Source organism: Lentzea sp. NPDC092896 (assembly GCF_044754905.1).
GTDB lineage: Bacteria > Actinomycetota > Actinomycetes > Mycobacteriales > Pseudonocardiaceae > Lentzea.
In genome coordinates, this window is the sequence record NZ_JBIVPX010000008.1 from 24,476 (window position 1) to 48,596 (window position 24,121).

A 24,121-nucleotide genomic window follows, 5' to 3' on the forward strand; every position below is an offset into this window, starting at 1 on the left:
AGATGGCTGGGGATGAGCCGAACATCGGCGGTTTCGCGATGCTCCCCTTCGCGGGCGGCGAAACGATCTACAAGTGGTTCGCGAACGGCAAAGGCCCTGGCCAGAGCACTTCGGTCACCTCACAGGCCTGGCGCACTCTGTCCACCGGACACGGGGACGTCGCGCAGTTGATCGAGAAGGCTGTGAGCGACTCCGGCGCCGCCTGGGAGGGCTCTGCGGCCGACTCGGCCCGCGGAGGCACCTCACCGCTCGCGACCTGGGCGACCGTCACCGGTGAGTCGGCGACTCAGGCAGGCACGACGGCGGACACCGTCGGCAGCGCGTACGTCGACGCCAAGAACTCGATGTCGATGCCACCGACCGTCCCCGACAAGCCGTTCTTGAACGACTGGCGCCCGTGGGACACCGACTACGACAAGGCGCTCGAGAAGAACCAGCAGGTCAGCGAGCAGAACGTCCGCGCGTTCAACCAGTACGCGGGCGCCGTCAACGCGAGCATGAGCAACCAGCCGACGTTCATCGCTCCGACCGCTAATGAAGGGTCCGTCGAGCAGGAGCCGGGCGGCGACAAGAACATCGGCACCATCGGCATGAAGAGCGAGCCGCCACCCAACATCGGCACTCCGCCCGGTGGTGGCGGGGACCGCACCGGCGGTGGCCAGGACGGCACGGACCTGTCCTCGTGGAAGCCGCCGGGCACCGGCGGAGGCGACGACACCGGCACGTCCGGCGTCAACGACCCCAAGTTCACCCCACCTCCCACCGATGACGGTGGACGGCGCCCGCCGCCCAACATCGGCGTGCCGACCCAGCCGCCGGACGGCGTGTTCAACCCGAACGACCCGCGTCGTCCTGGTGGCCCGCTCGACCCCAACAACCCGCGCAACCGTCCTGGCGGCCCCAACGGTCCCGGTGGACCCGGTGGCCGTGGCCTTGGCGGGCCTGGCGGCGGTGGCGGTGGTGGTGCCGGCGGTGGTCGCGGTGGCGGTGGCCTCGGCGGACCCGGCGGTGGCGGCCTCGGTGGTGCCGCGGCGGCCAAGGGCATGGGTGGTCCCGGCGGCATGGGCAGCGGCTTCGGTGGCGCGTCCGGTGTTGCCGGTGACGGTCGTGGTGGCGCCGGTGGCTTCGGGCCGTCCGGTGCCGGTGCCGCGGGTGCCGGTGGCCGTGGTGCGGGCGGCATGGGCGCCGGAGGTATGGGCGCCGGTGGCGGTCGTGGCGACGGCGAGGAGGACAAGGAGCACAAGTCCGCGTCCTACCTGCAGGAGACCGAGGACATCTTCGGCGACGGAACGATGGTTGCTCCGCCGGTCATCGGCGGATAAGGGGGAATCGTGCTGCGGAGCAGGGTCGCAATCCCTGTCACGGCGCTCTACCAGGCGTGGCAGGCCGCGGGCCTGCCGACGCTGCACCGTGCACTGATCGCTCAGGTCGACTTCGACGAGGATCTCCTCGAGTCGGGCGACGTGAGCGAGCTCGAACGGTTGCAGCGGTCGGCGTGGGCGCAGCTCGAGCAGTACGGGCTCGCGCGCGGCGGGCAGATCCACCCGGATCTGGCGAACGCGTTGCGGCTCGTGGTCGAGGCGGGTGTGGAGTACTGGGCGTTCTTCAGCTTGAAGGACGGCCCGCAGCAGAGCGTGCTGGTCGTGTCGAACGGCCAGGACGCTCTGCGGATCCTGCTCACCCAGGACCAGCAGTTCGTCCTCGAACCGGTGCGCGCGGACGAGGCACCGCAGGCGTTGGTCGGCGCGTTGCCGCCCACACCGGCGGGCAGGGGCAACCCGATCACGCTGCCCGAGGAGGCGCTGCAGCAGAAGCCGCGGCAGGCCTACGAGGACACCGGCTCGTTCATGCAGCAGAGCAGGCCGACGAGCACGCCCAACGACCAACTGGTCGCGCAGCTCAACGAGATCATGAGCCAGCCGCGCACCGGTGGCGGCCAGGTCTTCTCGGCCAAGCGCGACCACCTGGGCCGCAAGCAGCGCTGCGTCAACCCGCTCACGTACATCGACACACCGAGCGGGCGGTACCTCGCGGCCAAGAGCGACGGCTGGCTGCGGGTGCAGCCAGCCGACTTCGGCACGCTGGCGCGGATGACCGCCACCATGCCGTAAAGGCGAAGAAGAACTGCCACGTCAGCCGGGTCGCAGCTGCGGCCCGGCCGACGTCGTTCAGGAGAACCGCAGCGCGTCCGGCCCCAGGTCGGCCGGGCTGCGGTGACCCGACAGCCCCAGCGTCAGGTCGAAGTCCGCGAGCAGGCTGCGCAGCACGTGCTTCACGCCGACCTGACCGCCGTGCGCCAGCCCGTACGCGAAGGGCCGCCCCACCATCACGGCCTTGGCACCCAACGCCAGCGCCTTCACGATGTCCGCGCCGGTGCGGATCCCGGAGTCGAACAGCACGTCGATCTGCTCCCCCACCGCCTCGACGATGGACGGCAACGCGTCCAGCGAGCCGACCGCGCCGTCCACCTGACGCCCGCCGTGGTTCGAGACGACGACACCGTCCATTCCGTACTCGACAGCCTTGCGCGCGTCGTCCGCGTGCTGGATTCCTTTCAGGACGATCGGCCCGTCCCAGTGCTCGCGCAGGAACGACAACTGGTCCCACGACTTGTCGGTGCCGGTGAACAGCTGCACCCACCGCAGGATCGCCATCGGCAGGTCCTCCTCGGGCGACTTCTGCAGGCCGGCGCGGAAAACCGGGTCGCTGAACGGAATCGCCGTGCCCACCCCACGCAGGAACGGCAGGTAGGCCTGGTCCAGGTCGTGCGGCCGCCACGCCAACGTCCAAGTGTCCAAAGTGACGACCAGCGCCGTGTACCCGGCCTTGCGCGCCCGATCCAGCAACGACGCGCACACGTCGGGATCGTTCGGCCAGTAGAGCTGGTACCAGCGCGGCCCGTCGCCGGACGCCTCGGCGACCTCCTCGATGGTGTGCGACGAGGCCGTCGACAGCACCATCGGCACACCGAGCTCAGCCGCCGCCCGCGCCGTTGCCAGCTCGCCGTCCGGGTGCAGAATCGACTGCACGCCAACGGGTGCGAGCATCACCGGCGCCGGCAACTCGGTGCCCAGCACGGTGACGCCGAGGTGCCGTTCGGTCGCGTTGGTCAGCATCCTCGGCACGATCCGCACGCGGTCGAACGCCTCGCGGTTCGCCCGCACGGTGGCGCTCGAACCCGCGCCTCCCGCCACGTACCAGAACGGGCCCGGTCCGAGCCTGTCGCGCGCGGACTGCTCCAGCGCGTCCGGATCGGTGGTGAACGGCGGCACGGCGCCACCGAGCCCCTGCAGGTAGATCTCGTTCTGGTAGGCGGCGAACTGACCAGTCATTTTGTGCCTCTCCATCCGCTCAGGCCGTCAGCCTGGCCGTCGAGGTCGTCAGCATCCTTGGCGACCCGATCATGCTCGTTGTCACTGGACGGAGGCGCAAGCACCCGGTCCACTGCCTTCCGCGTCCGATCGCTGCTGGACGGCAGCAGGTAGATGTAGACGCGCATCGTGAACGCGGGGTCAGCGTGACCGAGCCACTCAGCCAGAGCTTTGATCGACTCGCCAGTGTCGAGGAGCACCGAGGCGTAGAAGTGCCTCAGCGCGTGCACGCGGGGATCTTCCTGGTCGAGCGCCCGACGTTCGTACGCGATGTCAAGAGGAAGGCAGCAGCTGGCGCGCGAATCCGGCTGATCTTCGGTGACCCCGCGAGCCTCGAAGTTGCCCGACGCAGCGACGAAGAGCAGCTCGGCAAGGGCACGCTCGGCTCCCGCATCCGCAACGCGTTGGCGTTCCATCGCCCGCTGGTCGACGTCGACGGCATCGAACTGCGGTTCCACAAGACGACGCTCTACAACTCGATCTTCCGGTTCGACGACGAGATGATCATCAACACGCACATGTACGGGTTCCAGGGCGCGCACGCTCCGGCCCTGCACCTGCGCCGCCTCGGTGCGGGCGACCTCTTCGAGACCTACTCTGAGAGCTTCGAGCACGTCTGGAACCTGCCGAAGCCAGCAACGTTCTAGGGAGCCACATGGCCCGCGTGGACTACTTCCACGACCCCAAGGCCAACAGCCTCAGACCCGCCGTGAGCGCGTTCGTCCAGGACGAAACCGGACGGTTGCTGATGATCCGCCGGACGGACAACGACAAGTACGCCATCTCTGGTGGACAACAGGAGGTTGGCGAGACGCTTGCTCAGGCGGCGGTCCGGGAGGTCAAGGAGGAGACCGGCGTTGAGGTCGAGGTGACCGGCCTGATCGGGCTGTACTCCAACCCTGATCACGTGATCGCCTACGACGACGGCGAGGTCCGTCAAGAGTTCTCGATCTGCTTTCGTGCACGCTTTCTCGGCGGCGAGCTGCAAACTAGCAGCCAGTCCAAAGAGGTAATGTGGGTCGAACACGGCCAACTACCCGAGCTTAACATTCACCCGTCTATCCTAATGCGCCTCAAGCGCGGATTCGAGAACCGCGCAGAACCATATTTCACCTAAGCATAAAAGGGAGATTCGTTTGCGAGACGAAGCCGAGCGCAACGCAGGCGCGAGCGAGAGGGTTCGTACGCGAGTCACAAAAGGAGAGGTCGAGCGGTACATACTTGACTTGGTCTACCCGAAATCGAAGTTTGAGATAATACCTCAAGACAAGCCTGACTTCATCCTGAAACAACAAGAGCGCAGCACGGCGTTCGGAGTGGAAATAACCACTCTCTACCGAAGCGAATCAGACGCGCGCCTATCATTCATACCTGACTACTTTACGGACATCATTTACCGCGGACACTACCGCCATAAGGACGACATCAACGAGCTTCGGGTTACTCATGTCACGGTCACCGACGAAGACGGTACCGTCACGCATGAAAACCTCCCCGGGATTCTTCGCCAGAATCCAGAAAACAGCGTCTACCAAAAGGCGCTAGCGTCGATAATCCTCGAAAAGACCAGGAAGTCGGTCAGCTATACCGACGGACTCGATCATCTAGAGCTCGTCATACTCGACAGAGCTGCGCCTCAGTCAGATGCCAACAGTGCCTACTCAGTCACCGACCTTCTATCAGAAGGCGTCAGAGAGGCCCTCCTTCAGTCTAATTTCCATGAAGTCTTTCTCGCAATGCCGACGTCAAACAAGACCAGCACTTACCGTCCACTGCAACTCATCCTCCTTCTTGAATCCTTCTACATGTTCTGCGGAGCAGCAGAATCATACAGCGAGGAAAATGGCGGCCTTGAAGAGCAACACCTGGTGCCACTCTTCATTCATATGCAACAGAACCAAGGATTAGACGTCAAACACGCCGTAGTCAACGAAAAGGACGTCGCCGTCTATAGATTCTCCGGAATTGGGATTCAAGACGGCGGGATCTCGGTGCTTGACTACCCGCATGGCCCGGGGCCTGAGATCTCGACAGGACCGCCCTCAGTGCCCGACTCACTCAGAGAAAGCTTTCTCCCCTATTACGAGAGCTTTGTTCAGTCGAACGGCTTCAGCGCGGCCATGTGGACGCCAGGGCCTCACCGCAGCGACCCGGCCCCGGCGCCCATCTAGGCTTCACGATCGACTGCTGAATTCTGCTTTATGGGATCAAGGCGCCGCCGTCGGCGGCGCGCACGGGGCCAGTCGCCTACCAGCGTGGCTCGCATCCATCCGGGCACGTCGGGCTCCCGCTTCGCTCGGCCCGCCGGCCACGGCGGCGCTATCCGCGAGGTGCGCGGCAGCACGACGCCGACGGCGCAACGTGTCACAAGCAACCGCCGTAAGCCCACGGGACAGGCCGATCGCGCAGTTGGTCGACTTGATCGAGCTGGGCACGGCGATCGACGCCCGCCGACGCTTCGCGCCAACGGCCACCGGGTCGTGTCAACTCGCTCCGTTCAGACCTGCTCGTTTGAGTTCAGCCTGGAGCCGGGCCACATCCCAGTCAGTATCGATCATGGCCCCAGCGAAAACGGTCCGCGCACCGAAGAGGGTCTTCCAATGATCGCGCCAGCCTTCTTGGTTCACTTCAGGAACAAACAAGAACTGCACGTCATCCAGCGTGAAGCCGAGACCGCCAGCCACGCGCCACTCCCGCTCCCACTCGAACTCATAAGACCACCCCGGCCCTGAGCCAGGGTTGTCCACGAAGGGCGTGAGCACCCAGAGCGGATCATCAGGTTTAGCGGCGCCCTTCATCTTTTCGTTGACGAGGGCCTGAAAGCTGGCTTCCTGCTTCGTTCCTCGCGCCAGGTACCAGACTGGTGCACCTCCTCGCGACCGCACAAAGTCGCGCGTGAACCCCACACCGAACCGACCATGTCGATCTGCGAGCCGGCCCAACAGCCCCAGAGGAATCTCACTCAGGCAAACCGCATGTTGCGTGGTTCCGAGGCCGACAATAGAACGTGCTGTCCCCTGTGCCGTGGTGGCACGCAAGGTCCCTTCATAGATGATCTTGAACAGGGACTCCCCGTCCGTCAGGTGCACGAGGTAGTCCGACATGTCTTGCCAGTCATCGTGGCCCATGTACCCAAGCACTGCGCCTCCTCCGACCGCACTCATCCCGCACCCCATGATGAGTCACGGCCAGCAGCACCGCGTCAAGACGGGAATGCGTGTCTTGACCCGGTACCACTGACCGCGAAGACCGGCTCAGTGTCGGGATGAGGCCCCGATGTGGTTGATCACCGCCAGGCCGTCCCCAGGCCGTGGGACGTCGGGCGACCACGAGAATCCGTGAGAACTACCGAGACAGTTCCCGCAGCTCAAGCGGTGTCCTCTGCAGACAGACGCAGGTCCGCCGACCACGCAACCAGAAGATCTCGTTCTGGTACCCGGCGAAGGAGGTCATGCCGCCTACTTTGCTATGAAGCGAGCTGCACTAGGAAGAACTCGTTGCCGAAAGGGTCGCTGAACCAGGTGGCCCGATCACCCCACGGCATGGTCTCCGGCGCGCCCTTCACCCGCACCCCCTTCCCCAGCAGCCCGGCGACGTCGCCGTCGATGTCGTCGGAGATGAGCGAGATCCCGCAGCCCATCGCGAACGACACGTTCGGCGCGTCCGCCAGGGTCAGTGCGAACGCCGTCCGGGCGCCGGGAGGAGCGACGGTCAGCCAGCGCATGCCCGCCGCGTTGCTGTCCTGTCGCTTCTCCCAGCCCAGCACGTCCACGTAGAAGCTCAGGGCCTCGTCCAGATCGCGGACGTTGATGGTGGTCGAGTGCACATGAGTGATCATGCGCAGAACGTTAGGCCCGCGCTCCCGCCGGGCGCTTCTTCAAAACCGCTCGCCTTGGCCAGCGCGTCTCCAGCCAGATGGCTACGGGTGCGGCGGTGACCACTGTGGACGCGGTGCCGGCTACCAGGCCGATCAGCAGTGCGGTGGCGAAGTTGGCCAGGGAGCCGTCGCCCAGGACCAGCAGTGCCGACAGCACGAACAGCACGCCGATGCCTGTGTTCACGGTTCGTGGCACGGTTTGGACCACCGCGTCAGACACCACGTCCGGGTACGAGGCTTTCAGGCGGGAGCCGCGCAGTTCGCGCAGGCGGTCGAAGACGACCACCGAGTCGTTGACCGAGTAGCCGATCACGGTCAGCAGGGCCGCGAGGAACACACCGTCCGCGGTCTTGCCCATCCACGCGAAGATGCCGACCAGGACGAGGACGTCGCTGAGCAGTGCGGCGACGGTGGCCACGCCCAGGCGCCAGTCGAAGCGGATGGCCAGGTAGCCGAGCTGGGCGGCTACGGCGATGGCCAGGCCGATCACGGCGTTGCGGCGCAGTTCGGACGAGAGTGACGGGCCGATCAGCTCGTTGCTCGACTGGCGGGCGCCGCCGTCCACGGCCGAGGAGACGACCTCGCCCAGGCGGGACGAGGTGGCGTCGTCGATCGGGCCGGTGCGGAGCGAGACCTCGTTGCCCGACGACGAGACGACCACGTCGGAGAAGCCCGCGTCACCCAGGGCGGTGCGCACGCGGCCGGAGTCCACAGCACCGCCCGCGGTGAAGTCGAGCATGCGGCCGCCGGTGAACTCGACGCCCAGGTTCAGGCCCCTCAAGATGAGGCCCGAGAACGCCACCAGCACCACGGCACCGGCGCTGATCAGCCACAACGACGGGCGCCGGTACAGCACGACGGACAGGCGCTGGCGGACCCAGCCCAACGTGTGCAGGCCGCTCAGCCGAGGATGCCGGCCGACGAAACGGGTGCCGAGGGCCCAGACCACCAGGACGCGCGACAGCACCAGGGCGCTGAACATCGACGCCAGGACACCGATGGTCAGCGTCACGCCGAAGCCCCGGACCGGGCCGGTGGCCAGCCAGAACAGCAGGCCGGCTGCCAGCAGGGTCGTCACGTTCGAGTCGGCGATCGCGCTCAGCGCGCCGCGGAAGCCGTTCTCGGAGGCGCGGCGGAGATTGGGTTTTCGGGCGTACTCCTCGCGCGCTCGTTCGAAGATCAGGACGTTCGCGTCGACCGCCATGCCGATCGCCAGCACGAAGCCGGCCAGACCCGGCAAGGTCAAGGTCGCCCCCACCGCCAGCAACCCGGCGTAGGCGACGCCCGCGTAGCCGACCAGGGCGACCACGGCCAGGAATCCGGCCAGGCGGTAGGCGACCACGAGGAACAGCGAGGTCAGCGCGATGCCGATGATCGCGGCCTTGGCGCTCGCCTCGATGGCCTCGGCGCCCAGGGTCGCGCCGACGGTGCGCTGTTCGATCACCTCGACCGGCACGGGCAGCGCGCCGGAGCGGATGACCAGGGCCAGTTCCTTGGCCTCCGGCTGGGAGAAGCGGCCGGTGACCGTGGTCGCGCCGCCTGCCTGACCTGCGCCGCACGGCGTGTCGAGGCTGACCTCCGGTGACGAGATCGGCTTGCCGTCGAGCACGAACGCGATCTGCCGGCCGGGGGTGCCGGACGGCTCGCAGGCCGCCTCGCCGGTGACCTTCTGCCAGGTCTTCGCGCCGTCGCCCTGGAACTGGATGTTGACCACGAAACCGGCGCCCTGCGGGTTTCGCGCGGACTGCGCGTCGGAGATGCCCTCGCCGGTCATGACGGTCTGGCCGCCCCGCTGAACGGTGAGCTGCGCGGTCTGGCCGAGGACCTTCACCGCCTCGGCGGGGTCCTGGACTCCGGGCAGTTCGACGACGATGCGGTTCTCGCCGGAGCGGGCGATCACCGGTTCGGCGACGCCCAGAGCGTCGACTCGGCGGCGCAGGACCTCGAGCGAACGGTCAGCGGCGTCGGAGTCGCCCTTGGCCTCCAGGACGATCTGGGTTCCGCCGCGCAGGTCGAGGCCGAGGCGGGGATCTGTGGTGAGCAGCAGAAAAGCGGATGCGACGAGGACCCCGAGCGCTATGAGACCGCGCACGAGAAGACCCCGGCGCGCGTTGTCGCGCGACATGGGTGAGTGAGCCTTCCGGAGATGGTTGCTGGAAAAGGAGATTCAGCGACCGGAAGGCGGTGAACGAGCGGGCTGCGGGGTCCAGCGGATGCCCTCGGGCGTGCGGTGCACGCGACGGGCGAAGGCGACGACGAACCGCATCGGCATCGCGGGCTTCGCGATGGGCGGCACGTCGGACGGCACCTGGGCCTGCGGGACCTGGGCTGCCTGGAGGTTGTGCGGTTTGGGCGTGGTGACGGGCAGGTTCGCGAAGTCGTGGCCGTGCCGGACGACAGCACCGGAGACCACGGGCTCGGCGGGCGCGGCGACGATGAACAGCTGTCCGAGGAACAGCAGGAACGCGAGCGCGACCGCGTTGCGACGCATCACCGCTTCCTGCCTCCACCGACGTAGACGAGCGCTCCCCCCACGACAGCGCACAACCAGGAAAGCACAAGTGGCTGCATCGTGGTGGCTCCGAAGAACAACGCGACGGTCCAACCGACCAGGATCAGGGCGGAGGCGGCGAGCAGGGACACCGTCACGGCGAGCTTGCGCAGGCTGAACAGCAGCTTGAACGGACGCAGCCGCAACGCCACGACCAGGCAGCACAGCACCAGCGCGCCGGTGAAGAACCCCAGGTAGGGCGTCGGCCGGGGCATGCCGGCGATCAACGCGAGTAAACCGCCGCCGACCAGCAGCAACGACAGCATGCGCAGCGCGCGCCACACCTGCACCTTGTTCAACTGCAGCTGCGTGGGCCGTGAAGAACGCCGCCGTTGCACGGTCGCGAGGTTCGCCTTGGAGTCCGCGTCGGACGGGTCGAGCTTGATCGCCGACCGGTACGCGTGCTCGGCGGTACCCCAGTCGCGCATGCGCAGCGCCGCGTCGCCGAGCACCTGGAACGCCCGTGCCTCGGTCGGTGCCAGCTGGGAGGCGTGCAGAGCCGAGTCGAACGCCTCCACGGCGCCGTCCGGGTTGTCGGCGAGGACCTCGGCGAGCACGACGTAGCAACGCCAGTCGCCCGGCTTGCGCCGCACGGACTCCCGCGCCGCGACCGCCGCCTCGACGTGCCTGCCGAGATCGCTCAACGCCAGCGCGGCGAGCCGCTGCGGCCAGGCGGGCTCGCCGTCGAGCACCATCGCGCGCTTCGCCGAGTCGAGCGCCTGGTCCGCCTCACCGAGGTCGAGGTGGGCGGCGGCGAGCCGGCACCACGCCTCGGCGTGCCGAGGGTTCGCCGCCACGAGGGGCCGCAACAGGTCGATCGCCTGCCGCGGCTTCCCCGAGGCGGTGAGCTCGGCTGCGCGCAGCAGCACGGCTGTCATCGGCTCGGACACGCCGCACAGTGTGGCAAAGCGCCTCCGGCCCTCGAACGGGTGACCTCAGCCGGCCGTCCCGAACCAGCGCGCGAGCTCCACTTCGAGCGCCTTCTGGTCCTCACCGGCCCATGCCACGTGCCCGTCCGGCCGCACCAGCACGGCGGGCGCGTCGAGGTCCTCGCTGACGTCGACGAGGTGGTCGACCCGGTCCGCCCAGGAACCGACCGACAACGATCCGGACTGGTCGAGCAGGATGCCGCGACCGGCGTGCATCTGGCCGTAGAGGCCGCCGCGCTTGAGCGACAGGTCCCCGATCCGCCTGCCCACCAGGTCGTTCTCCGAGCCGAGGTCGTACCGGACGGAGACCGCGATGATCTTCTCGATCAGGTAGCGGTTGACCTCCTCGAACTGCACGAGCTCGGTGAACAGCCGCCGCACCGACTGCGGTCCCGGCTCGACCTTCATCAGTTCGATCTGCGCGCGGGTGTTGTTCAGCACCTCCTCTGCCACCGGGTGCCGTTCGGCCTCGTAGGTGTCGAGCAGGCCGGAGGGTGCCCAGCCGTGCACCGCGCCCGCGAGCTTCCAGCCCAGGTTGAACACGTCCTGCACGCCGAGGTTGAGCCCCTGCCCACCGGTAGGCGGGTGGACGTGCGCCGCGTCGCCCGCCAGGAACACGCGGCCGGAGCGGTAGCGCTCGGCCTGCCGGGTGGCGTCGCCGAAGCGGGACAGCCAGCGCGGCGAGTGCACGCCGAAGTCGGTGCCGGCGACCTTGACGAGCTGCTCCTTGAAGTCGTCCAGGGTCGGCATGACCGCGCGGTCCTCGTTCACCCCCTCCGCGGGCACGACGACCCGGTACGTCGCGGTGCCGCCGATCGGGCCGATGCCGAACCGCTTCTGGAGCTTGCGGACCTCCAGCATCAACGGCATCGCCTCCTCCCACGGCATGCCGATCTCCATCTCCCCCAGCAGCGTCTCCACCCGCGACGGCTCGCCCGGGAAGTCGATGCCGGCCAGCTTCCGCACGGTGCTGCGGCCGCCGTCGCACCCGACCAGGTACCGCGCCCGCACCGACGTGCCGTCCGCCAGTGCGACGGTCACGCCCTCGTCGTCCTGCGCGAACGCGGTCACCGCGCTGCCGCGCCGGATCTCGGCGCCGAGCTCGGTGGCGTGCTCGGCGAGCAGCCGTTCGGTGATCGGCTGCGGCAGGCCGAGGACGACCGGGTACTTCGTGTTCAGCCGTTCCGGCGCGGGCTTGTCGATGCCCGCGAAGAACCCGGCCAGCGGATGCGTCTGGCCGGCCGTCAGGAACCGGTCGGCGATACCGCGCTGGTCCAGGATCTCGATGCTGCGGGCGTGCATGCCGAGCGCCCGGACGACCTTCGTCGGCTCGGGATCCCGTTCGAGCACCAGCACGCTCACGCCGTGCAAACGCAACTCGCCAGCCAGCATCATGCCGGTCGGTCCACCGCCGGCGATGATGACGTCGATCATGGAGTCTTCCCCATTTCCCCAGGTAGATGACGTTGGCCGGGAAATGATGAAGCACACCCGGGGTCTTGTGGCAAGGCCCCCCATGCGCTATATGTTGAAGTGGGAGGAGAGCGCTGCTCTCCTCTTTCGTCGTTTCTGGGGGGTCACGACGTGCGGTGGTACTTCGCCGGGCTCGTGCTGTCGTTCTTCGGGACGAGCGCGATGATGCTGGTCTCCGGCGTGTGGGTGAAGTCGCTGACCGGCAGCGACGCCCTCGCCACCCTCGCCCTGCTGTGCGTCTACGCGCCGGGCGTGCTGTCCCCGTGGATCGGCCGGTTCGCCGACTCCTACCGCCGCAGGCCGTTGCTGATCTGCACGGACCTCGCGATCGTGCCCGCGCTGGCCGTGCTGCTGCTGACCGACGAGGTCTGGGTGATCTTCGTCGTGCTGCTGCTCTACGGCACGAAGGCCGTGCTCGTCAGCGCGGCGGAACCGGCGTTGCTGGTGGCGCTGCTCCCGCCCGACCGGCTGGCCAGGGTCAACGGGCTGCGCATGTCGTTGCAGGAGGGCATGAAGCTCATCGCGCCGTTGGCGGGCGCGGCACTGTTCGCGGCGCACGGGGCGTGGCCGGTGGTGGCGATCGACGCGCTGTCGTTCCTGCTCGCGGCCGGCGCCACAGCGATGATCAAGGTCGACGAACCGCCGCCGGCTCCGCGCGAGTTCGCGAGCCTGCCGCACCTCAAGGCGCTCAGATGGCCGATCATCGGAACGGCGGTGGCGTTGTTCGCCTCCTCGCTGAACACGGCGGCGGCGTTTCCGTTGGTGGAGCACGGCCTGCTCTACGGACCTGAGTTCCTGGGCGTCCTCGCCGCTGCCCAGGGCGCGGGATCGGTGCTCGCGGGCCTGCTGGGCGGGCGCGCGAACGTCACGGCCGGGCTGGTGCTGATGGCCGTCGCCGCGGCGGCACGCGTGTCGGCGTGGTTGCCCGCGGTGCTGGTGTCGGGGTTCGTGAACGGCGTGGGTCTCGCCTGGACCGTGATCGCGGTGGCGACGCTGGTCCAGCAACGCACGCCGGCGGCGGTGCTCGGCCAGGTCAGCGCCACGGCGATGAGCATCGTGTTCGGTGCCGTGCCGCTCGGGCTGGCCGCCGGTGCCGCTCTCGTGGCGAACGTGGGCTTCGAGGCGATCTACCTGGTCATCGCGGCACTCACCGCGGGAACGGCGCTGTGGACGGGCGTTCGCGGCCGCGGTCCGCGAACGTCAGGACAGCACTCCGATGTCCCGCAGGTGGGCGAAGATGATCCGGTCGACCGGTGAGATCCGGTCCGCGTCGGCAGTGGTGAGCCAGGCGAGTTCCTCGATCTCGGCCGACGCCACCGGTTCCCCGTCGAACGACGCGGTGTAGCAGGTCATGCGCACGGTCACCCCCGACGTGTGGCCGTGTGCCTGCGCTTCGAACGTCCCCAGGTGCTTCGCCGACGCCGCGTCGATCTCGACGGACAGCTCCTCGCGGATCTCGCGCACGAGCGTCTCGACGTCGGACTCGCCCGGCTCGCGCTTGCCGCCGGGCAGGTAGTACGTGTCCTTGCCCGCTGACCGCGTGCCGAGCACGCGGCCGTCCTTGAGGTAGATCCAAGCCACCTTGTCGATCACAAGGCCGAACCCTAGGCGCTGGCGAGTTCCTTGACCACGCGGTGCGCGTCGGCCAGCGACTCGACGGCGAGCTCGCGGAACTGGTGCATCTGCGGCACCACGTCCGCCAGGGTCAGCTCGGCGTGCACGAACTCCAGGTTCTGGTCGAGGCCGACCATCGACAGCACGGCGCGCAGGTACGGCTCCTGGAAGTCGAAGCCCTCGCGCGGCGTGCCCGGCTTGTACGAACCGCCACGGGCCGTCACGACGACAACGCGCTTGCCGCCCCACGCGAACGTGCCGTCCTCGCGGGCGAAGCGCTCGGCGGTCGCGACCTGGTCGATCCAGGCCTTCAGCGTCGACGGGATCGAGAAGTTGTACATCGGCGCGCCGATCAGGAGCACGTCGGCCGCGTCGACCTCGGCGATCAGGTCGGCGGAAAAGCCCTGGTCCGTGCCGTCCTTGTGCGGGATCGGCGACGCGTGCAGGTCGCGGTAGGTGTAGCCGGAGCCGGGGTTCGCGGCACGCCAGCTCTCCGCGAACGCGCTGGAGATCTCGCGGGTCACGGAGCCCTCGTACCGAATGCTCGTGTCGATGTGCAGCAGATTGGTCATACTCGGAACATACGAGTGAAGAACTTCCGAGTCAAGATATTCTGAGCCGAGAACATCTCTCCTGGGATGTAGGATGGAACACATGGAGGAGCAGCCGGAACTCGTCGAAGCCTGCTTGGAGAAGTGGGATTTGAACTGGCTGCTGCACCGCGCCACCCAGCGCGTCGGCGCGGCGTACGCCGACGAGATCGCGAAGTTCGGGATCTCGTTGCGCGGTCAGCTGGTGCTGGGCGCGCTCGCGAACGAGGAAGCCATGCGCACCCAGCTCAAGCTCGGCGCGATGCTCGGCCTCGACAAGACCACGCTCACCAGCGAGCTCGACAAGCTGGAGCGGATCGGTCTGGTCATGCGCGTCCCCGACCCCAGCGACCGGCGCGTGCGCACGCCGATCATCACCGACAAGGGCCGGGAGCTGCAGAAAGAGGCGGGTGACGCGCTCGCCGAGGTCGAACGCGCCTTCCACTCCCGCTTCACCGCCGAGGAGATGGCGATCATTCGCAAGGCCCTGCAGGACCTCTCGCGCGGCGAGGGCCCGATGCACGGCTCCTGCATCTAGCCGATCTAGACGAGCGCGCCCAGGTCAGCGTCCCGCAACTGCTCCGGCGTCACGGTCGCCTGCGCGTCCACCAGCGCCTTCAACGCCGTGCCGTGATCCCAGACGTTGACGTTCATGGCCGCCCGCAGCCGTCCGTCGCGCAGCCAGAACGCGATGAACTCCCGCGCGGCCACGTCGCCGCGCACGACCAGTTCGTCGTCGGGGCCGGCGAGGCCGCGGTACTCCATGCCCAGGTCGTACTGGTCGGTGAAGAAGTACGGCGACTTCAGGTACGGCTCGTCCAGCCCGATCAGCGGCCCGGCCACGTGCGTGCCCTGGTCCTTCGCGTTCGCCCAGTGCTCGACGCGGACCCGGTGGCCGTAGCGCGGGTGGTCCTGCGCCGCGATGTCGCCGGCCGCGAAGACGTCGGGCGCGGACGTGCGCAGCAACGAGTCCACCGCGACGCCGCCCTCGGCCAGTTCCAGGCCGGCGGCCTCGGCCAGTTCGAGACGGGGCGTCGCCCCCACGGCCAGCACCGTCACGTCCGGGTGCAGCTCGGTGCCGTCGTCCAGGCGCACGCCCGCCGGCGAGAAGCTCGCGACACCGGTGCCCAGCTCGAACTCCACGCCGTGCTCGGTGTGCAGGCCGCGGAACATCGCGCCCATCTCGGCACCCAGCACGCGCACCAGCGGTTCGGCCAGCGGGTCGACCACCGTGACGCGGCAGCCGTGCGTGCGAGCGGCGGACGCCACCTCGCACCCGATCCAGCCCGCGCCGACGATCACGACGTGCCTGCCCTCGAGCAGCGCGGACTTCAGGGCCAGCGAGTCGTCCAGCGTGCGCAGCACATGTCCTTGCGCGCCAGGCAGAACGCGCGGACGCGATCCGGTCGCGAGCAACAACCGGTCGTAGGGGCGCACTGCTCCATCCGAGTCCACGATCGTGTGATCGCCGGGCCGCAGCTCCAGCACGGACACGCCGAGCTGGAGGTCGATCTCGTTGTCGGAGTAGAAGCTCGGCTCGTGCACCCACGCGGGTTCGGCCGCCTTGCCGAGCAGCACGTCCTTGGACAGCGCGGGAAGTTCGTACGGGCGGTGGTGCTCGGTGCCGAACATGGTGATCTTGCCGCCGTAGCCGCGGTCTCGGAGCGCGCCGGCTGCGGAGGCACCGGCGAGGCCAGTCCCCACGATCACGATGCGTTGCGGTTCCGCCATTTTCACCCCTCCAGGTGACCAAGTCTCATCCCACGTGCGACGCTATCCGCAGCTCGGCGCGGTCGCTGAACGGAGAACGCGAAACCTTCGTCATGACCGACGGTGACGCGCGTCTCTACTGACGCGAGCACCGGCATCACCGGGCCGGTGCGCCGAGGTAGCTGGAGGAAGAAACCCGTGGGAGCCCAAGAGGAGTGGCAGGTGAGCTGCCGCGACATCGCTTCGCGCCGACGGGACATGACGGTGTTCGTCAGCCAGGGGCACATAGTGATCACCGTGCCACCGGGTGAGGCCGCCGTGCTGACACCACTGGAAGTCGGCCGCCTGCGAGCGGCGTTGCGCGATGCGGTCGTGAGCGCGTCCAACACCGACATGTGACCGCCGTCACACCGTTACCTACTCGCTAGTAGGTAGATGGCAGAGTGGGTCGCATGGTGACCCGCGTGCTGCTGACCCTGGTCAAAGCCGGAGTGATCCGGCCGTTGGGCCCGCGCGGGCTCTCCGGCACCGTGCGCGGGTATCTGCAGTGGGACATCACGCTGGCGTGGGGCTTCCAGACGGGCGCGGGACGGCACCCGGACCGTGCGGCGATCATCGACGACGACGGCGTGCTCACGTACGCGGAAGTGAACGAGCGCACCAGCCGGCTCGCGCACGCCTTCCGCCCCAAGGAGCGCGTCGGTCTGCTGTGCCGCAACGGCCGCGCCTTCATCGAGACGATGACCGCGTGCACGAAGATCGGCGCGGACGCCGTCCTGCTCAACACCGGTCTGAGCAAAGGACAACTGGCCCAGGTCGCGCAGGACCAGCAGATCGGCAGGATCGTCGCCGACCGCGAGTTCGCCGACGCGCTGCCCGCGGACATCCCGGTGTTCTTCACCGACGAGCTCGAGTCGCTGATCGCCAACGGGCCCACGACCTCGTTGCCCCGCAGGCCTCCGCGCGGCCGGCTGATCATCCTCACCTCCGGCACCACCGGCACGCCGAAGGGCGCCCGCAGGCCGGAACCCGCGAGCCTCGCCCCGGCCGCCGCGCTGTTGTCGCGGATCCCGCTCAAGCACGGCGACGTCATCTCCATCACCTCCCCGCTCTTCCACGCCTGGGGCCTCGCCGCGTTCCAGCTCGGGCTCGTGCTCGGCGCCACCCTGGTGCTGCGCCGCAGGTTCGACCCGGCGCAGGCGCTCAAGGACGCCGACAGGTGCACCGCGATGTTCGTGGTTCCCGTGATGCTGCAACGCATGCTGGAGACCTCGCACCGGCCGAACCTGCGGATCATCGCCTCCAGCGGCTCCGCCCTGCCGCCCCGCGTCGCGGCCCGCACGCTGCAGGAGTTCGGCCCGGTGCTCTACAACCTCTACGGCTCAACGGAAGTGAGCTGGGCGAGCATCGCGACACCGGAGGAGATGCTGCGCGAACCGGGCACGGCGGGCAAGCCGCCGCTCGGCACCAGACTGGCCATTGTGGACGATCAGGGCAAGCCGGTGACACCGGGCGAGACCGGGCGCATCTTCGTCGGCAACGAGATGTTGTTCGACGGCTACACCAACGGCACCAGCAAGGAATCGCTGGACGGCCTGATGTCGACCGGCGATCTCGGTTATCTCAAGGACGGCCTGCTGTTCGTGGCCGGACGCGACGACGAGATGATCGTGTCAGGCGGTGAAAACGTTTACCCGCACGACGTCGAGGATTTGCTCTCGACGCTGGACGGCGTCACGGAGGTCGCGGTGCTCGGCGTACCGGACGACGAGTGGGGCCAGCGCCTGGCGGCTTTCGTTGTCGGCGCAAAAACCCTGACGGCCGAACACATACGTGAACACGTGAAGGCGAATCTGGCGCGATACTCCGTTCCCCGGGATGTTTTCTTCGTCAACGAGTTGCCGCGCAACGCAGCCGGAAAAGTGTTGAAACGTCAATTGCGAGATCACCACTAGAGTCAGCCTCCGAATGAGGGGGCTTCACCATGACGGTTCCCGGCAGGACCGCGGATCCGCGTTCCAACGCCGTGCACAACCTGCGCGAGGCACGTATAGCCCTGGACGAGGGCAGGCCGGGCGAGGCGTTGGAGTACGCGGAGAAGGCGGTGGCCGCGTTCGCGTGGCTGGACGACGTCGAGGGTGTCGCGGAGGGCGTGCTGGCGCAGTCGGTGGCACTCGGCAAGCGGGGGCTGTGGCCCAGCGCGCTCGACACGATCGACAAGGTCCAGGAGATCGCGGCGGCGAACCGCCACATCGGACTCCAGGCGCGATGCAGCTTTTCCCGTGCTGTGGTGGAACTGCGGCTCGACTCGCGGGAGCGGAGCTTCAACTCCTTCGCCCGCGCGCTGGGTCTCGCGGAGCTCACCGGCGACAACGAGCTGATCGGATCGGTGCTGTTCGAACAGGCACGGGTGATGCGCATGCAGTACCACGAGCACTGCATGATCCGCACCGAGGAGAACCGCTGCAGCCTCGACGGAGAGCCGTGCGTGCGCAAGATCCGACGCGCGGAAGCGTTGTGCGCTCAGGTGCGCGACCGGTGGAAGACGCTCGGCGACCCGGTGCGGATGGCGATGGTCAACGTCCTGCTGACACACGTGCGCATCGATCTGGGTGAACTTGACCGCGCGCACCGCAGCTGGCAGCGCGCTGACCAGTTGCTTGCCGGAAGGAACCGCCCGGTGGCGCGGGCGGAGGCGCTGATGGCACGGGCACGCCTCAGTGGAGCGCGGGCGCGCTACCCCGAGCAGATCGCCCAGCTCACCCAGGCCGCCGAACTCGCGATGAGCTGCCTGGCACGGGAAGTGGCGGTGCACGCGCACCAGCAGCTCAGCGAGGCGCACGAACGGGCCGGCGATCTGGAACGAGCGTTGCGGCACGCGCGGCTGCAGTTGGAGCAATACCGGTTGTGGGAACTGCAGGAGGGCCGCGATCTGCTGCGGATGCGCGAGCACGACCTGTCGTCACGACTCGTGGAACAGTTGGCGCACAGGCGTTTCGAGCCCAAGCGGGAAGACACCGTGGTGCGCGTCCCGAACGCGGGCGAGCTGCACGAAACCGGTACCGCGGAACACACGAACACCCGGATCGCCCGCGCCCTGCGGGCGGGACTCACCAAACGCGGCATCGAGGTGCTGCGACTCGTGGCCGCCGGAGCGAGCACGGCGATGATCGCGGAGTCGCTCGGCCTGTCCCCCAAGACCGTGCAGAACCACCTCCAGCGCATCTACACGACGCTTGACGTCAACGGCCGCGCCGGTGCCATCGTCTGGTGGATGAACCTCACCGCCAGCTAGTCATTCGTTGTCAACCCCTTGACAACTGGGCCGACCGGACAGGCGGGCCATCGCCCGTTCGGTCGCTTGTCGTTGACCGGGAACTGCCGGTTCCCGGGTGTTTTACCCATGTTCACGCGGTGTAATTGGGTGATGTGATGGGTAACTGGTCTGTGTCATGCTCCGTTAACAAGGTGTCCAGTTAACGAGCGAGGGGCGGTCATGACGAGGCAACGCCGCCCGAACGCCGGGCTAGTGCTTGCGCAGCGCGATGCGTGCCACGTCTCGCCACAGCAGGGGGTCGACGGCCTCGGGGTTGATGTGTTCGAGCATCGCGGCCAGTGCGGTGCGCGCGTCGCCGCCGTCCGCGTCGACCTCGTCCGCCGCCCGCACCAGGAGCAGGTGGCACCGCAGCTGTTGCTCGGCGTCGAGCTGGCCGGTCGCGAGCGCGACCTCCGCCAGTTCGCGGGCCCGGTCGACCTCGCCGTCGCGCAACGCCAGTTCCGCCCGCAACGCACGGGCGTGCGCGAGCAGGTTCTCCTGGCGGCGCATGGCCGCGACCGTCGTCTCCACCTCGTCCAGCAACGCGACCACGTCGTCGAGGTTCGCTCCCGGCGTGCGCAGCGTGATGGACGCGCCGGCCAGGCGGACGCGGCAGCGGTACTCGGGATCGCCGTCGAAGTCGTCGAGCATCGCGACGGCCTCGCGGATGCAGTGCGCGGCCTCCATCCGGTCTCCCAGCCGATCCGCGACCTTGGCGCGCACCCACCAGGTGGAGATCGCGAGCCGGTCGCGGCCGAGTTCGGGCAGCCGCGCGGAAAGCTGGTCGACGACCTGTTCGGCGTCCGCCAGGCGGCCGGCCGCGGTGAGCTCCGCGCACAACGCGATGAGCGCACGCGTGTGGACGCGACGCACTCGGTCGCCTTCGCCGTTCGACAGTTCGACGGCCTCGGTCGCGGCCTTCACGGATTCGGCCGTCCGGCCGAGGCGCCGCAACGAGGATGCGCGCAGGATCTCCACGAGCGCGTCCACCGCCGGACCGGGAGACCACGACTTGCGCAGCTTCGCCCCCGCCAGCAGCAGACCCTCGTGGTCTCGCTGCCGCGCGAGCATCACCAGGCGCGTCCAGCGCACGCACCAGCCGAACATCTCCTCGTCGGACCGCTTTCCCAGCGTTTCCAGCAGATCGACGGCCATCACGAGGTCACCGTCGTGGTACGCGAGCAGCGCTTCGCACCACGCCAGCGCCTCGTCCTGCATCGCGGTGCGGTCCTCGTCGACCATCAGCTCGGACGGGTCGACGCCGAGCACCTCGGCGAGCCTGCGGACGACGGTGGGCGACGGCACCCGTTCGCCGGACTCCAGCCGGGACACGTAGCTCATCGAGACGCCGGGGCACGCGAGGTCCTTTTGCGACAAACCACGTTGCAGCCGGACCGCCCGCAACCGCGCACCGAACCTCGTCAACGACTTCCTGCCCTCATCCACGGCCGCCACCTATCGAAGGAGCCCCTTAATGAAGTTGAACACTATCGCTCGAACCGTCGCGGCCGTGATCCTCAGTTTGGGGGCACTGCTGGCGATGTCGGGCGCGGCCTCGGCTGACGAGCACGACAGCAGCTTCACTCCCCCGTACTGCGCCCGGCCCTGATCGGATCGTCTGAGCCGGGGTGGTCCCGCCTCCCTCGCAAGCGGGACCACCCCGGCCACCGACACACCAATTGACGCACCTGGCCACACCACCAGGTACCGGTGAGGCACCCTTGTGGGGTGACTCTGCAACTGCGCACGCCTCGTCACCAGGTGAGTCCGAAGTCCGTCCTGCTGTGGACGATGCAGGCCGCCGTGTTCTGGCTCGTGCTCTTCGTGCCCCAGCTGATCGTGTTCCTGCTGGTGAGCAACCCGCCCACGTGGGAGCTGGTGCTCATGATCGCCACCCTGGTCGTCGGCGTCGTGCACACCGCGGTCGAACCGAGCTGGCGCTACCGCGTCCACCGCTGGGAGACCACGCAGGACGCCGTCTACACCCTCTCCGGCTGGCTGAACCAGGAGTGGAGAGTCGCGCCGGTCTCGCGGATCCAGACGATCGACACGAAACGCGGGCCGTTCCAGCAGTTGCTCGGACTGTCCACCGTCACGGTGACGACGGCGTCGGCCGCCGGTCCGGTGGAGATCGAGGGCCTGGAGCACGAGGTCGCGCAGAGGCTCGTGGTGGAACTGACGAACACGACGCAGGCCACGCCGGGTGATGCCACGTGACCACCCCCGCCGAGCTGCCCGCGGCGCCGGAGTTCACCGAGCCGCTGCAGGAATGGCACCGCCTGCACGTGCGGATGCTGGTCGTGCGGCCGCTCAACGAGGGCATCGCGATGCTGGTGCCGATCCTCGTCCTGCTGTTCACCGGCAACGGCGAGAAGTGGCGGCTGATCGCGTCCGGAGCGACGGTCGCGGCGATCCTCGCGTTCAGCTATCTCATTTGGCGCACCACGAAATACCGCATCACCGGCGACCAGGTCGAGCTGCACACGGGTCTGCTGACCCGCAAGCAGCTCGCGGTGCCGCGTGATCGCATCAGGACGGTCGACCTCACGTCCAAACCGGGTCACCGGATCTTCGGGCTGTCGGCGGTCCGGATCGGCACCGGGCAGCAGGACGCCCCCGGCACGGACGGCCTCACGCTCGACGCCGTGACGCAGCAGGAGGCCGAGCGGCTGCGGTTGTTGTTGCTGCAGAAGGGAGTCGTGCCCAAGGCGACCCCTGAGGGCGAGGACTCGGAACCGGTTCCGCTGCCCGAGTCCGAGGTCATCTCGCAGCTCGACCTGAAGTGGCTGAAGTTCGCGCCGCTGTCGTTGTCGGGCCTCGTCGCGATCGGCGCGGTGTTCGGCGTGCTGTCGAACTACGCCGACGACCTCGGCCTGCACCCGGTGCAGGACCTGTGGGAGTGGCTGTTCGAGAACCCCAGCCTCGCGCTCTTCGCCGTGTTCCTGGTCGTGCTGGCCGTCCTCGGACTCGTGCTGTCGATCCCGCTCTACATCCTTCAGTTCTGGAACTACAAGCTGACCCGCGAGCCGGACGGAACCCTGCGCGTGCAACGGGGTCTGCTCACCACCCGCTCGGTTTCGGTGGAGGAGCAACGGCTTCGCGGCGTCGACATCCAGGAACCGCTGCTGGTGCGCGCCGGCAAGGGCGCGAAGCTCGCCGCCGTGACGACGGGCCTCGGTTCCAAGGGCGAGAGCAACCTGCTGCTGCCACCCGCGCCGCTGTCCGTGGCGCACCAGGTGTCACGGGACGTGCTGAAGGTCGGCAACGACCCGACGACGTTGAGGCTGCGCAAGCACCCGTTCGCCGCGTTGCGCCGCAGCATGGTCCGGCACACCATGCCGTGGATCGTGATCGCCGTCGGCCTCGCGATCTTCGCGCCGTCGTGGGCGTGGCCGATCCCGGTGGCGATCCTCCCGTTCGCCGCGCTGGTCGGCTGGGACAACTACCGCTCGCTCGGCAACGCGCTGGACGAGCGCTATCTGGTGACGCGCAACAACTCTCTCGTGCGCAGCACCGTCGCGTTGCAGCGCACCGGCATCATCGGGTGGCGCATCCACCGGTCGTTCTTCCAGCGCCGCAGCGGTTTGGTGACGATCGGCGCGACCACCGCGGCGGGTGCGGGCGTCTACCACGTCACGGACGTCGGCGAGTCCGACGGACTGGCGCTGGCCGACGAGGCCGTGCCCGATCTGCTGCGGCCGTTCCTGATCGACGAGTAGTTCCTTTGTGGAGGGTCACGCCGAGCGGAACGTCTGACGGTAGGCGCTCGGCGAGACCCCGATCGACGCCGCCAGTTGCTGGCGCAGCGCCGCTCCAGTGCCGAAGCCCGCGTGGTTCGCGACCTGGTCGATCGGCAGGTCGGTGGACTCCAGCAGGTGCCGGGCGCGGTCGACGCGCTGCTGCGTCAGCCACTGGCCCGGCGACATCCCCGTCTCGGCTCGGAACCGGCGGGTGAAGGTGCGCACGCTCATCCGCACCTGGACGGCCATCGCGGCGAGGTCGAGCGGTTCTTGGAGGCGTTCCAAGGCCCACTCGCGGGAGAGTGCCGTGGAGGTGTCCGGGTAGCTGGGCACCGGGCGGTCGACGAACTGGGACTGCCCGCCCTGCCGCCACGCCGGCACGACGCAGTAGCGGGCGATCCAGTTCGCCACCTCGCTGCCGTGGTCGGACCTGATGACGTGCAGGCAGAGGTCGATGCCCGCGGCGACGCCCGCCGACGTGAGGATGTCCCCGTCGTCGATGAACAGCACGTCCGGGTTCAGTCGCACCTTCGGGTAGAGCGCGCGGAACTCGTCGGTGGTGCCCCAGTGGGTGGTCGCGGGCCTGCCGTCGAGCAGCCCGGCGGCCGCGAGCACGAACGCCCCGGTGCAGATCGACATGATCCGGCGCGCGTTCGTCGTCGTGAGCGCCTCCAGCACGGCCGGTTCGAGCCAGCCCTCGCGTGCGGGCTTGTAGTGGGTGCCCGGCACGAGCACCGTGTCCGCGTCTTGGAGCACCTCCAAGCCGTGCTCGGGCGCGATGGTGAAGCCGCCGCTGGTGGGGATCGGGCGGCGGTCCGGCGAGCAGACGACCACCTCGTAGCGGTCTTGGAGCCGGGCGAACATGTGCGTCGAGCTGCCGATGTCGAACGCGACCGACTGCTCCAGCGCGAGAACGGCGATCCGGTGCATGGCCTGATTCTTTCACATGT

25 protein-coding genes and 1 pseudogene are annotated in these 24,121 nt (G+C 68.3%); 13 read left to right on the top strand and 13 right to left on the bottom strand.

The features are described from left to right. Positions 1–2 precede the first annotated feature (2 nt). Together ACIQF0_RS32765 and ACIQF0_RS32770 are read left to right on the top strand one after the other, a co-directional pair. Positions 3–1,322 (top strand): PPE domain-containing protein, encoded by a 1,320-nt coding sequence (locus tag ACIQF0_RS32765; RefSeq protein WP_401035989.1) that lies wholly within the window; start codon positions 3–5, stop codon positions 1,320–1,322. Positions 1,323–1,331: 9 nt separating this feature from the next. Next, the gene (locus ACIQF0_RS32770; protein WP_401035992.1) at positions 1,332–2,111 is read left to right on the top strand and encodes an ESX secretion-associated protein EspG; all 780 of its coding nucleotides are present in this window, start codon (positions 1,332–1,334) and stop codon (positions 2,109–2,111) included. A 57-nt stretch (positions 2,112–2,168) separates the two neighbouring features. Here ACIQF0_RS32770 and ACIQF0_RS32775 read toward each other — a convergent pair whose 3' ends face one another. Both ACIQF0_RS32775 and ACIQF0_RS32780 read right to left on the bottom strand, forming a co-directional pair. Next, a complete protein-coding gene (locus ACIQF0_RS32775) occupies positions 2,169–3,332 on the bottom strand; it encodes a lactate 2-monooxygenase (RefSeq protein WP_401035994.1) in 1,164 nt (387 codons plus the stop codon). Then, positions 3,329–3,601, bottom strand: coding sequence for a hypothetical protein (locus ACIQF0_RS32780; RefSeq protein ID WP_401035997.1), 273 nt, complete (start codon positions 3,599–3,601; stop codon positions 3,329–3,331). Before ACIQF0_RS32780 ends, ACIQF0_RS32775 begins: the two co-directional genes overlap by 4 nt. Here ACIQF0_RS32780 and ACIQF0_RS32785 point away from each other — a divergent pair. From ACIQF0_RS32785 to ACIQF0_RS32795, 3 genes and pseudogenes are all read left to right on the top strand, one after another. After that, a pseudogene (locus ACIQF0_RS32785) lies at positions 3,596–4,018 on the top strand (DUF5919 domain-containing protein); the annotation flags it as partial. The gene ACIQF0_RS32780 and the pseudogene ACIQF0_RS32785 overlap by 6 nt on opposite strands. 8 nt (positions 4,019–4,026) lie before the next feature. Continuing rightward, on the top strand, positions 4,027–4,488 hold the full coding sequence (locus tag ACIQF0_RS32790) for an NUDIX hydrolase (RefSeq protein ID WP_401036000.1): 462 nt from the start codon (positions 4,027–4,029) through the stop codon (positions 4,486–4,488). 19 nt (positions 4,489–4,507) lie between these two features. Continuing rightward, the gene (locus ACIQF0_RS32795; protein WP_401036003.1) at positions 4,508–5,542 is read left to right on the top strand and encodes a hypothetical protein; all 1,035 of its coding nucleotides are present in this window, start codon (positions 4,508–4,510) and stop codon (positions 5,540–5,542) included. A 312-nt stretch (positions 5,543–5,854) separates the two neighbouring features. Here the strand turns inward: ACIQF0_RS32795 and ACIQF0_RS32800 are convergent, their stop codons facing one another. From ACIQF0_RS32800 to rox, 6 genes are all read right to left on the bottom strand, one after another. Further along, positions 5,855–6,511, bottom strand: coding sequence for an abortive infection system antitoxin AbiGi family protein (locus ACIQF0_RS32800; protein ID WP_401036006.1), 657 nt, complete (start codon positions 6,509–6,511; stop codon positions 5,855–5,857). Between the two features lie 326 nt (positions 6,512–6,837). Further along, positions 6,838–7,209 (bottom strand): VOC family protein, encoded by a 372-nt coding sequence (locus ACIQF0_RS32805; protein WP_401036008.1) that lies wholly within the window; start codon positions 7,207–7,209, stop codon positions 6,838–6,840. 10 nt (positions 7,210–7,219) lie between these two features. Then, positions 7,220–9,340 (bottom strand): protein translocase subunit SecD, encoded by a 2,121-nt coding sequence (gene secD / locus ACIQF0_RS32810; RefSeq protein ID WP_401036010.1) that lies wholly within the window; start codon positions 9,338–9,340, stop codon positions 7,220–7,222. 75 nt (positions 9,341–9,415) lie between these two features. Then, entirely contained in the window at positions 9,416–9,739 is a 324-nt protein-coding gene (locus ACIQF0_RS32815; RefSeq protein WP_360048400.1) for a hypothetical protein, read from the bottom strand. After that, positions 9,739–10,689 carry a tetratricopeptide repeat protein gene (locus ACIQF0_RS32820; protein ID WP_360048401.1) on the bottom strand — a complete coding sequence of 317 codons (951 nt, stop codon included), beginning with the start codon at positions 10,687–10,689 and terminating at the stop codon, positions 9,739–9,741. The genes ACIQF0_RS32815 and ACIQF0_RS32820 overlap by 1 nt, the downstream gene beginning before the upstream one ends. A gap of 45 nt (positions 10,690–10,734) precedes the next feature. Continuing rightward, entirely contained in the window at positions 10,735–12,162 is a 1,428-nt protein-coding gene (gene rox, locus ACIQF0_RS32825) for a rifampin monooxygenase (RefSeq protein WP_401036014.1), read from the bottom strand. A gap of 150 nt (positions 12,163–12,312) precedes the next feature. Here rox and ACIQF0_RS32830 point away from each other — a divergent pair, with 150 nt between their 5' ends. After that, positions 12,313–13,458, top strand: coding sequence for an MFS transporter (locus ACIQF0_RS32830; RefSeq protein ID WP_401036016.1), 1,146 nt, complete (start codon positions 12,313–12,315; stop codon positions 13,456–13,458). On the opposite strand, the gene ACIQF0_RS32835 is transcribed toward ACIQF0_RS32830, so the two are convergent. Together ACIQF0_RS32835 and ACIQF0_RS32840 are read right to left on the bottom strand one after the other, a co-directional pair. Then, positions 13,402–13,794 (bottom strand): NUDIX domain-containing protein, encoded by a 393-nt coding sequence (locus tag ACIQF0_RS32835; RefSeq protein WP_401036019.1) that lies wholly within the window; start codon positions 13,792–13,794, stop codon positions 13,402–13,404. The two genes, ACIQF0_RS32830 and ACIQF0_RS32835, sit on opposite strands and share 57 nt — an antisense overlap. A gap of 11 nt (positions 13,795–13,805) precedes the next feature. Further along, positions 13,806–14,387 (bottom strand): FMN-dependent NADH-azoreductase, encoded by a 582-nt coding sequence (locus ACIQF0_RS32840; RefSeq protein WP_401036020.1) that lies wholly within the window; start codon positions 14,385–14,387, stop codon positions 13,806–13,808. Between the two features lie 82 nt (positions 14,388–14,469). Between ACIQF0_RS32840 and ACIQF0_RS32845 the strand changes: the two genes are divergently transcribed. Continuing rightward, entirely contained in the window at positions 14,470–14,943 is a 474-nt protein-coding gene (locus ACIQF0_RS32845; protein WP_401036022.1) for a MarR family winged helix-turn-helix transcriptional regulator, read from the top strand. A gap of 5 nt (positions 14,944–14,948) precedes the next feature. On the opposite strand, the gene ACIQF0_RS32850 is transcribed toward ACIQF0_RS32845, so the two are convergent. Next, a complete protein-coding gene (locus ACIQF0_RS32850) occupies positions 14,949–16,136 on the bottom strand; it encodes an NAD(P)/FAD-dependent oxidoreductase (RefSeq protein ID WP_401036025.1) in 1,188 nt (395 codons plus the stop codon). 177 nt (positions 16,137–16,313) lie between these two features. Here ACIQF0_RS32850 and ACIQF0_RS32855 point away from each other — a divergent pair, with 177 nt between their 5' ends. From ACIQF0_RS32855 to ACIQF0_RS32865, 3 genes are read left to right on the top strand one after another with little or no spacing between them, the layout of a single operon-like run. Then, complete coding sequence (locus ACIQF0_RS32855) at positions 16,314–16,514, top strand: hypothetical protein (RefSeq protein WP_093599065.1); 201 nt, start codon at positions 16,314–16,316, stop codon at positions 16,512–16,514. Positions 16,515–16,567: 53 nt separating this feature from the next. Beyond that, complete coding sequence (locus ACIQF0_RS32860; protein ID WP_401036028.1) at positions 16,568–18,070, top strand: AMP-binding protein; 1,503 nt, start codon at positions 16,568–16,570, stop codon at positions 18,068–18,070. A gap of 29 nt (positions 18,071–18,099) precedes the next feature. After that, on the top strand, positions 18,100–19,410 hold the full coding sequence (locus ACIQF0_RS32865; protein WP_401036030.1) for a response regulator transcription factor: 1,311 nt from the start codon (positions 18,100–18,102) through the stop codon (positions 19,408–19,410). A gap of 231 nt (positions 19,411–19,641) precedes the next feature. Here ACIQF0_RS32865 and ACIQF0_RS32870 read toward each other — a convergent pair whose 3' ends face one another. Continuing rightward, on the bottom strand, positions 19,642–20,877 hold the full coding sequence (locus ACIQF0_RS32870; RefSeq protein ID WP_401036034.1) for a helix-turn-helix domain-containing protein: 1,236 nt from the start codon (positions 20,875–20,877) through the stop codon (positions 19,642–19,644). Between the two features lie 28 nt (positions 20,878–20,905). On the opposite strand from ACIQF0_RS32870, the gene ACIQF0_RS32875 reads away from it, so the two are divergent. The 3 genes from ACIQF0_RS32875 to ACIQF0_RS32885 all read left to right on the top strand — a co-directional run bounded on the left by ACIQF0_RS32875 (position 20,906) and on the right by ACIQF0_RS32885 (position 23,150). Beyond that, complete coding sequence (locus tag ACIQF0_RS32875) at positions 20,906–21,040, top strand: hypothetical protein (protein ID WP_360048418.1); 135 nt, start codon at positions 20,906–20,908, stop codon at positions 21,038–21,040. Positions 21,041–21,159: 119 nt separating this feature from the next. Continuing rightward, positions 21,160–21,648, top strand: a complete 489-nt coding sequence (locus tag ACIQF0_RS32880) for a PH domain-containing protein (RefSeq protein ID WP_401036036.1) — start codon at positions 21,160–21,162, stop codon at positions 21,646–21,648. Then, on the top strand, positions 21,645–23,150 hold the full coding sequence (locus ACIQF0_RS32885) for a PH domain-containing protein (RefSeq protein WP_401036039.1): 1,506 nt from the start codon (positions 21,645–21,647) through the stop codon (positions 23,148–23,150). The genes ACIQF0_RS32880 and ACIQF0_RS32885 overlap by 4 nt, the downstream gene beginning before the upstream one ends. A 15-nt stretch (positions 23,151–23,165) precedes the next feature. Here ACIQF0_RS32885 and ACIQF0_RS32890 read toward each other — a convergent pair whose 3' ends face one another. Next, on the bottom strand, positions 23,166–24,101 hold the full coding sequence (locus tag ACIQF0_RS32890; RefSeq protein WP_401036042.1) for a GlxA family transcriptional regulator: 936 nt from the start codon (positions 24,099–24,101) through the stop codon (positions 23,166–23,168). Positions 24,102–24,121: the final 20 nt, after the last annotated feature.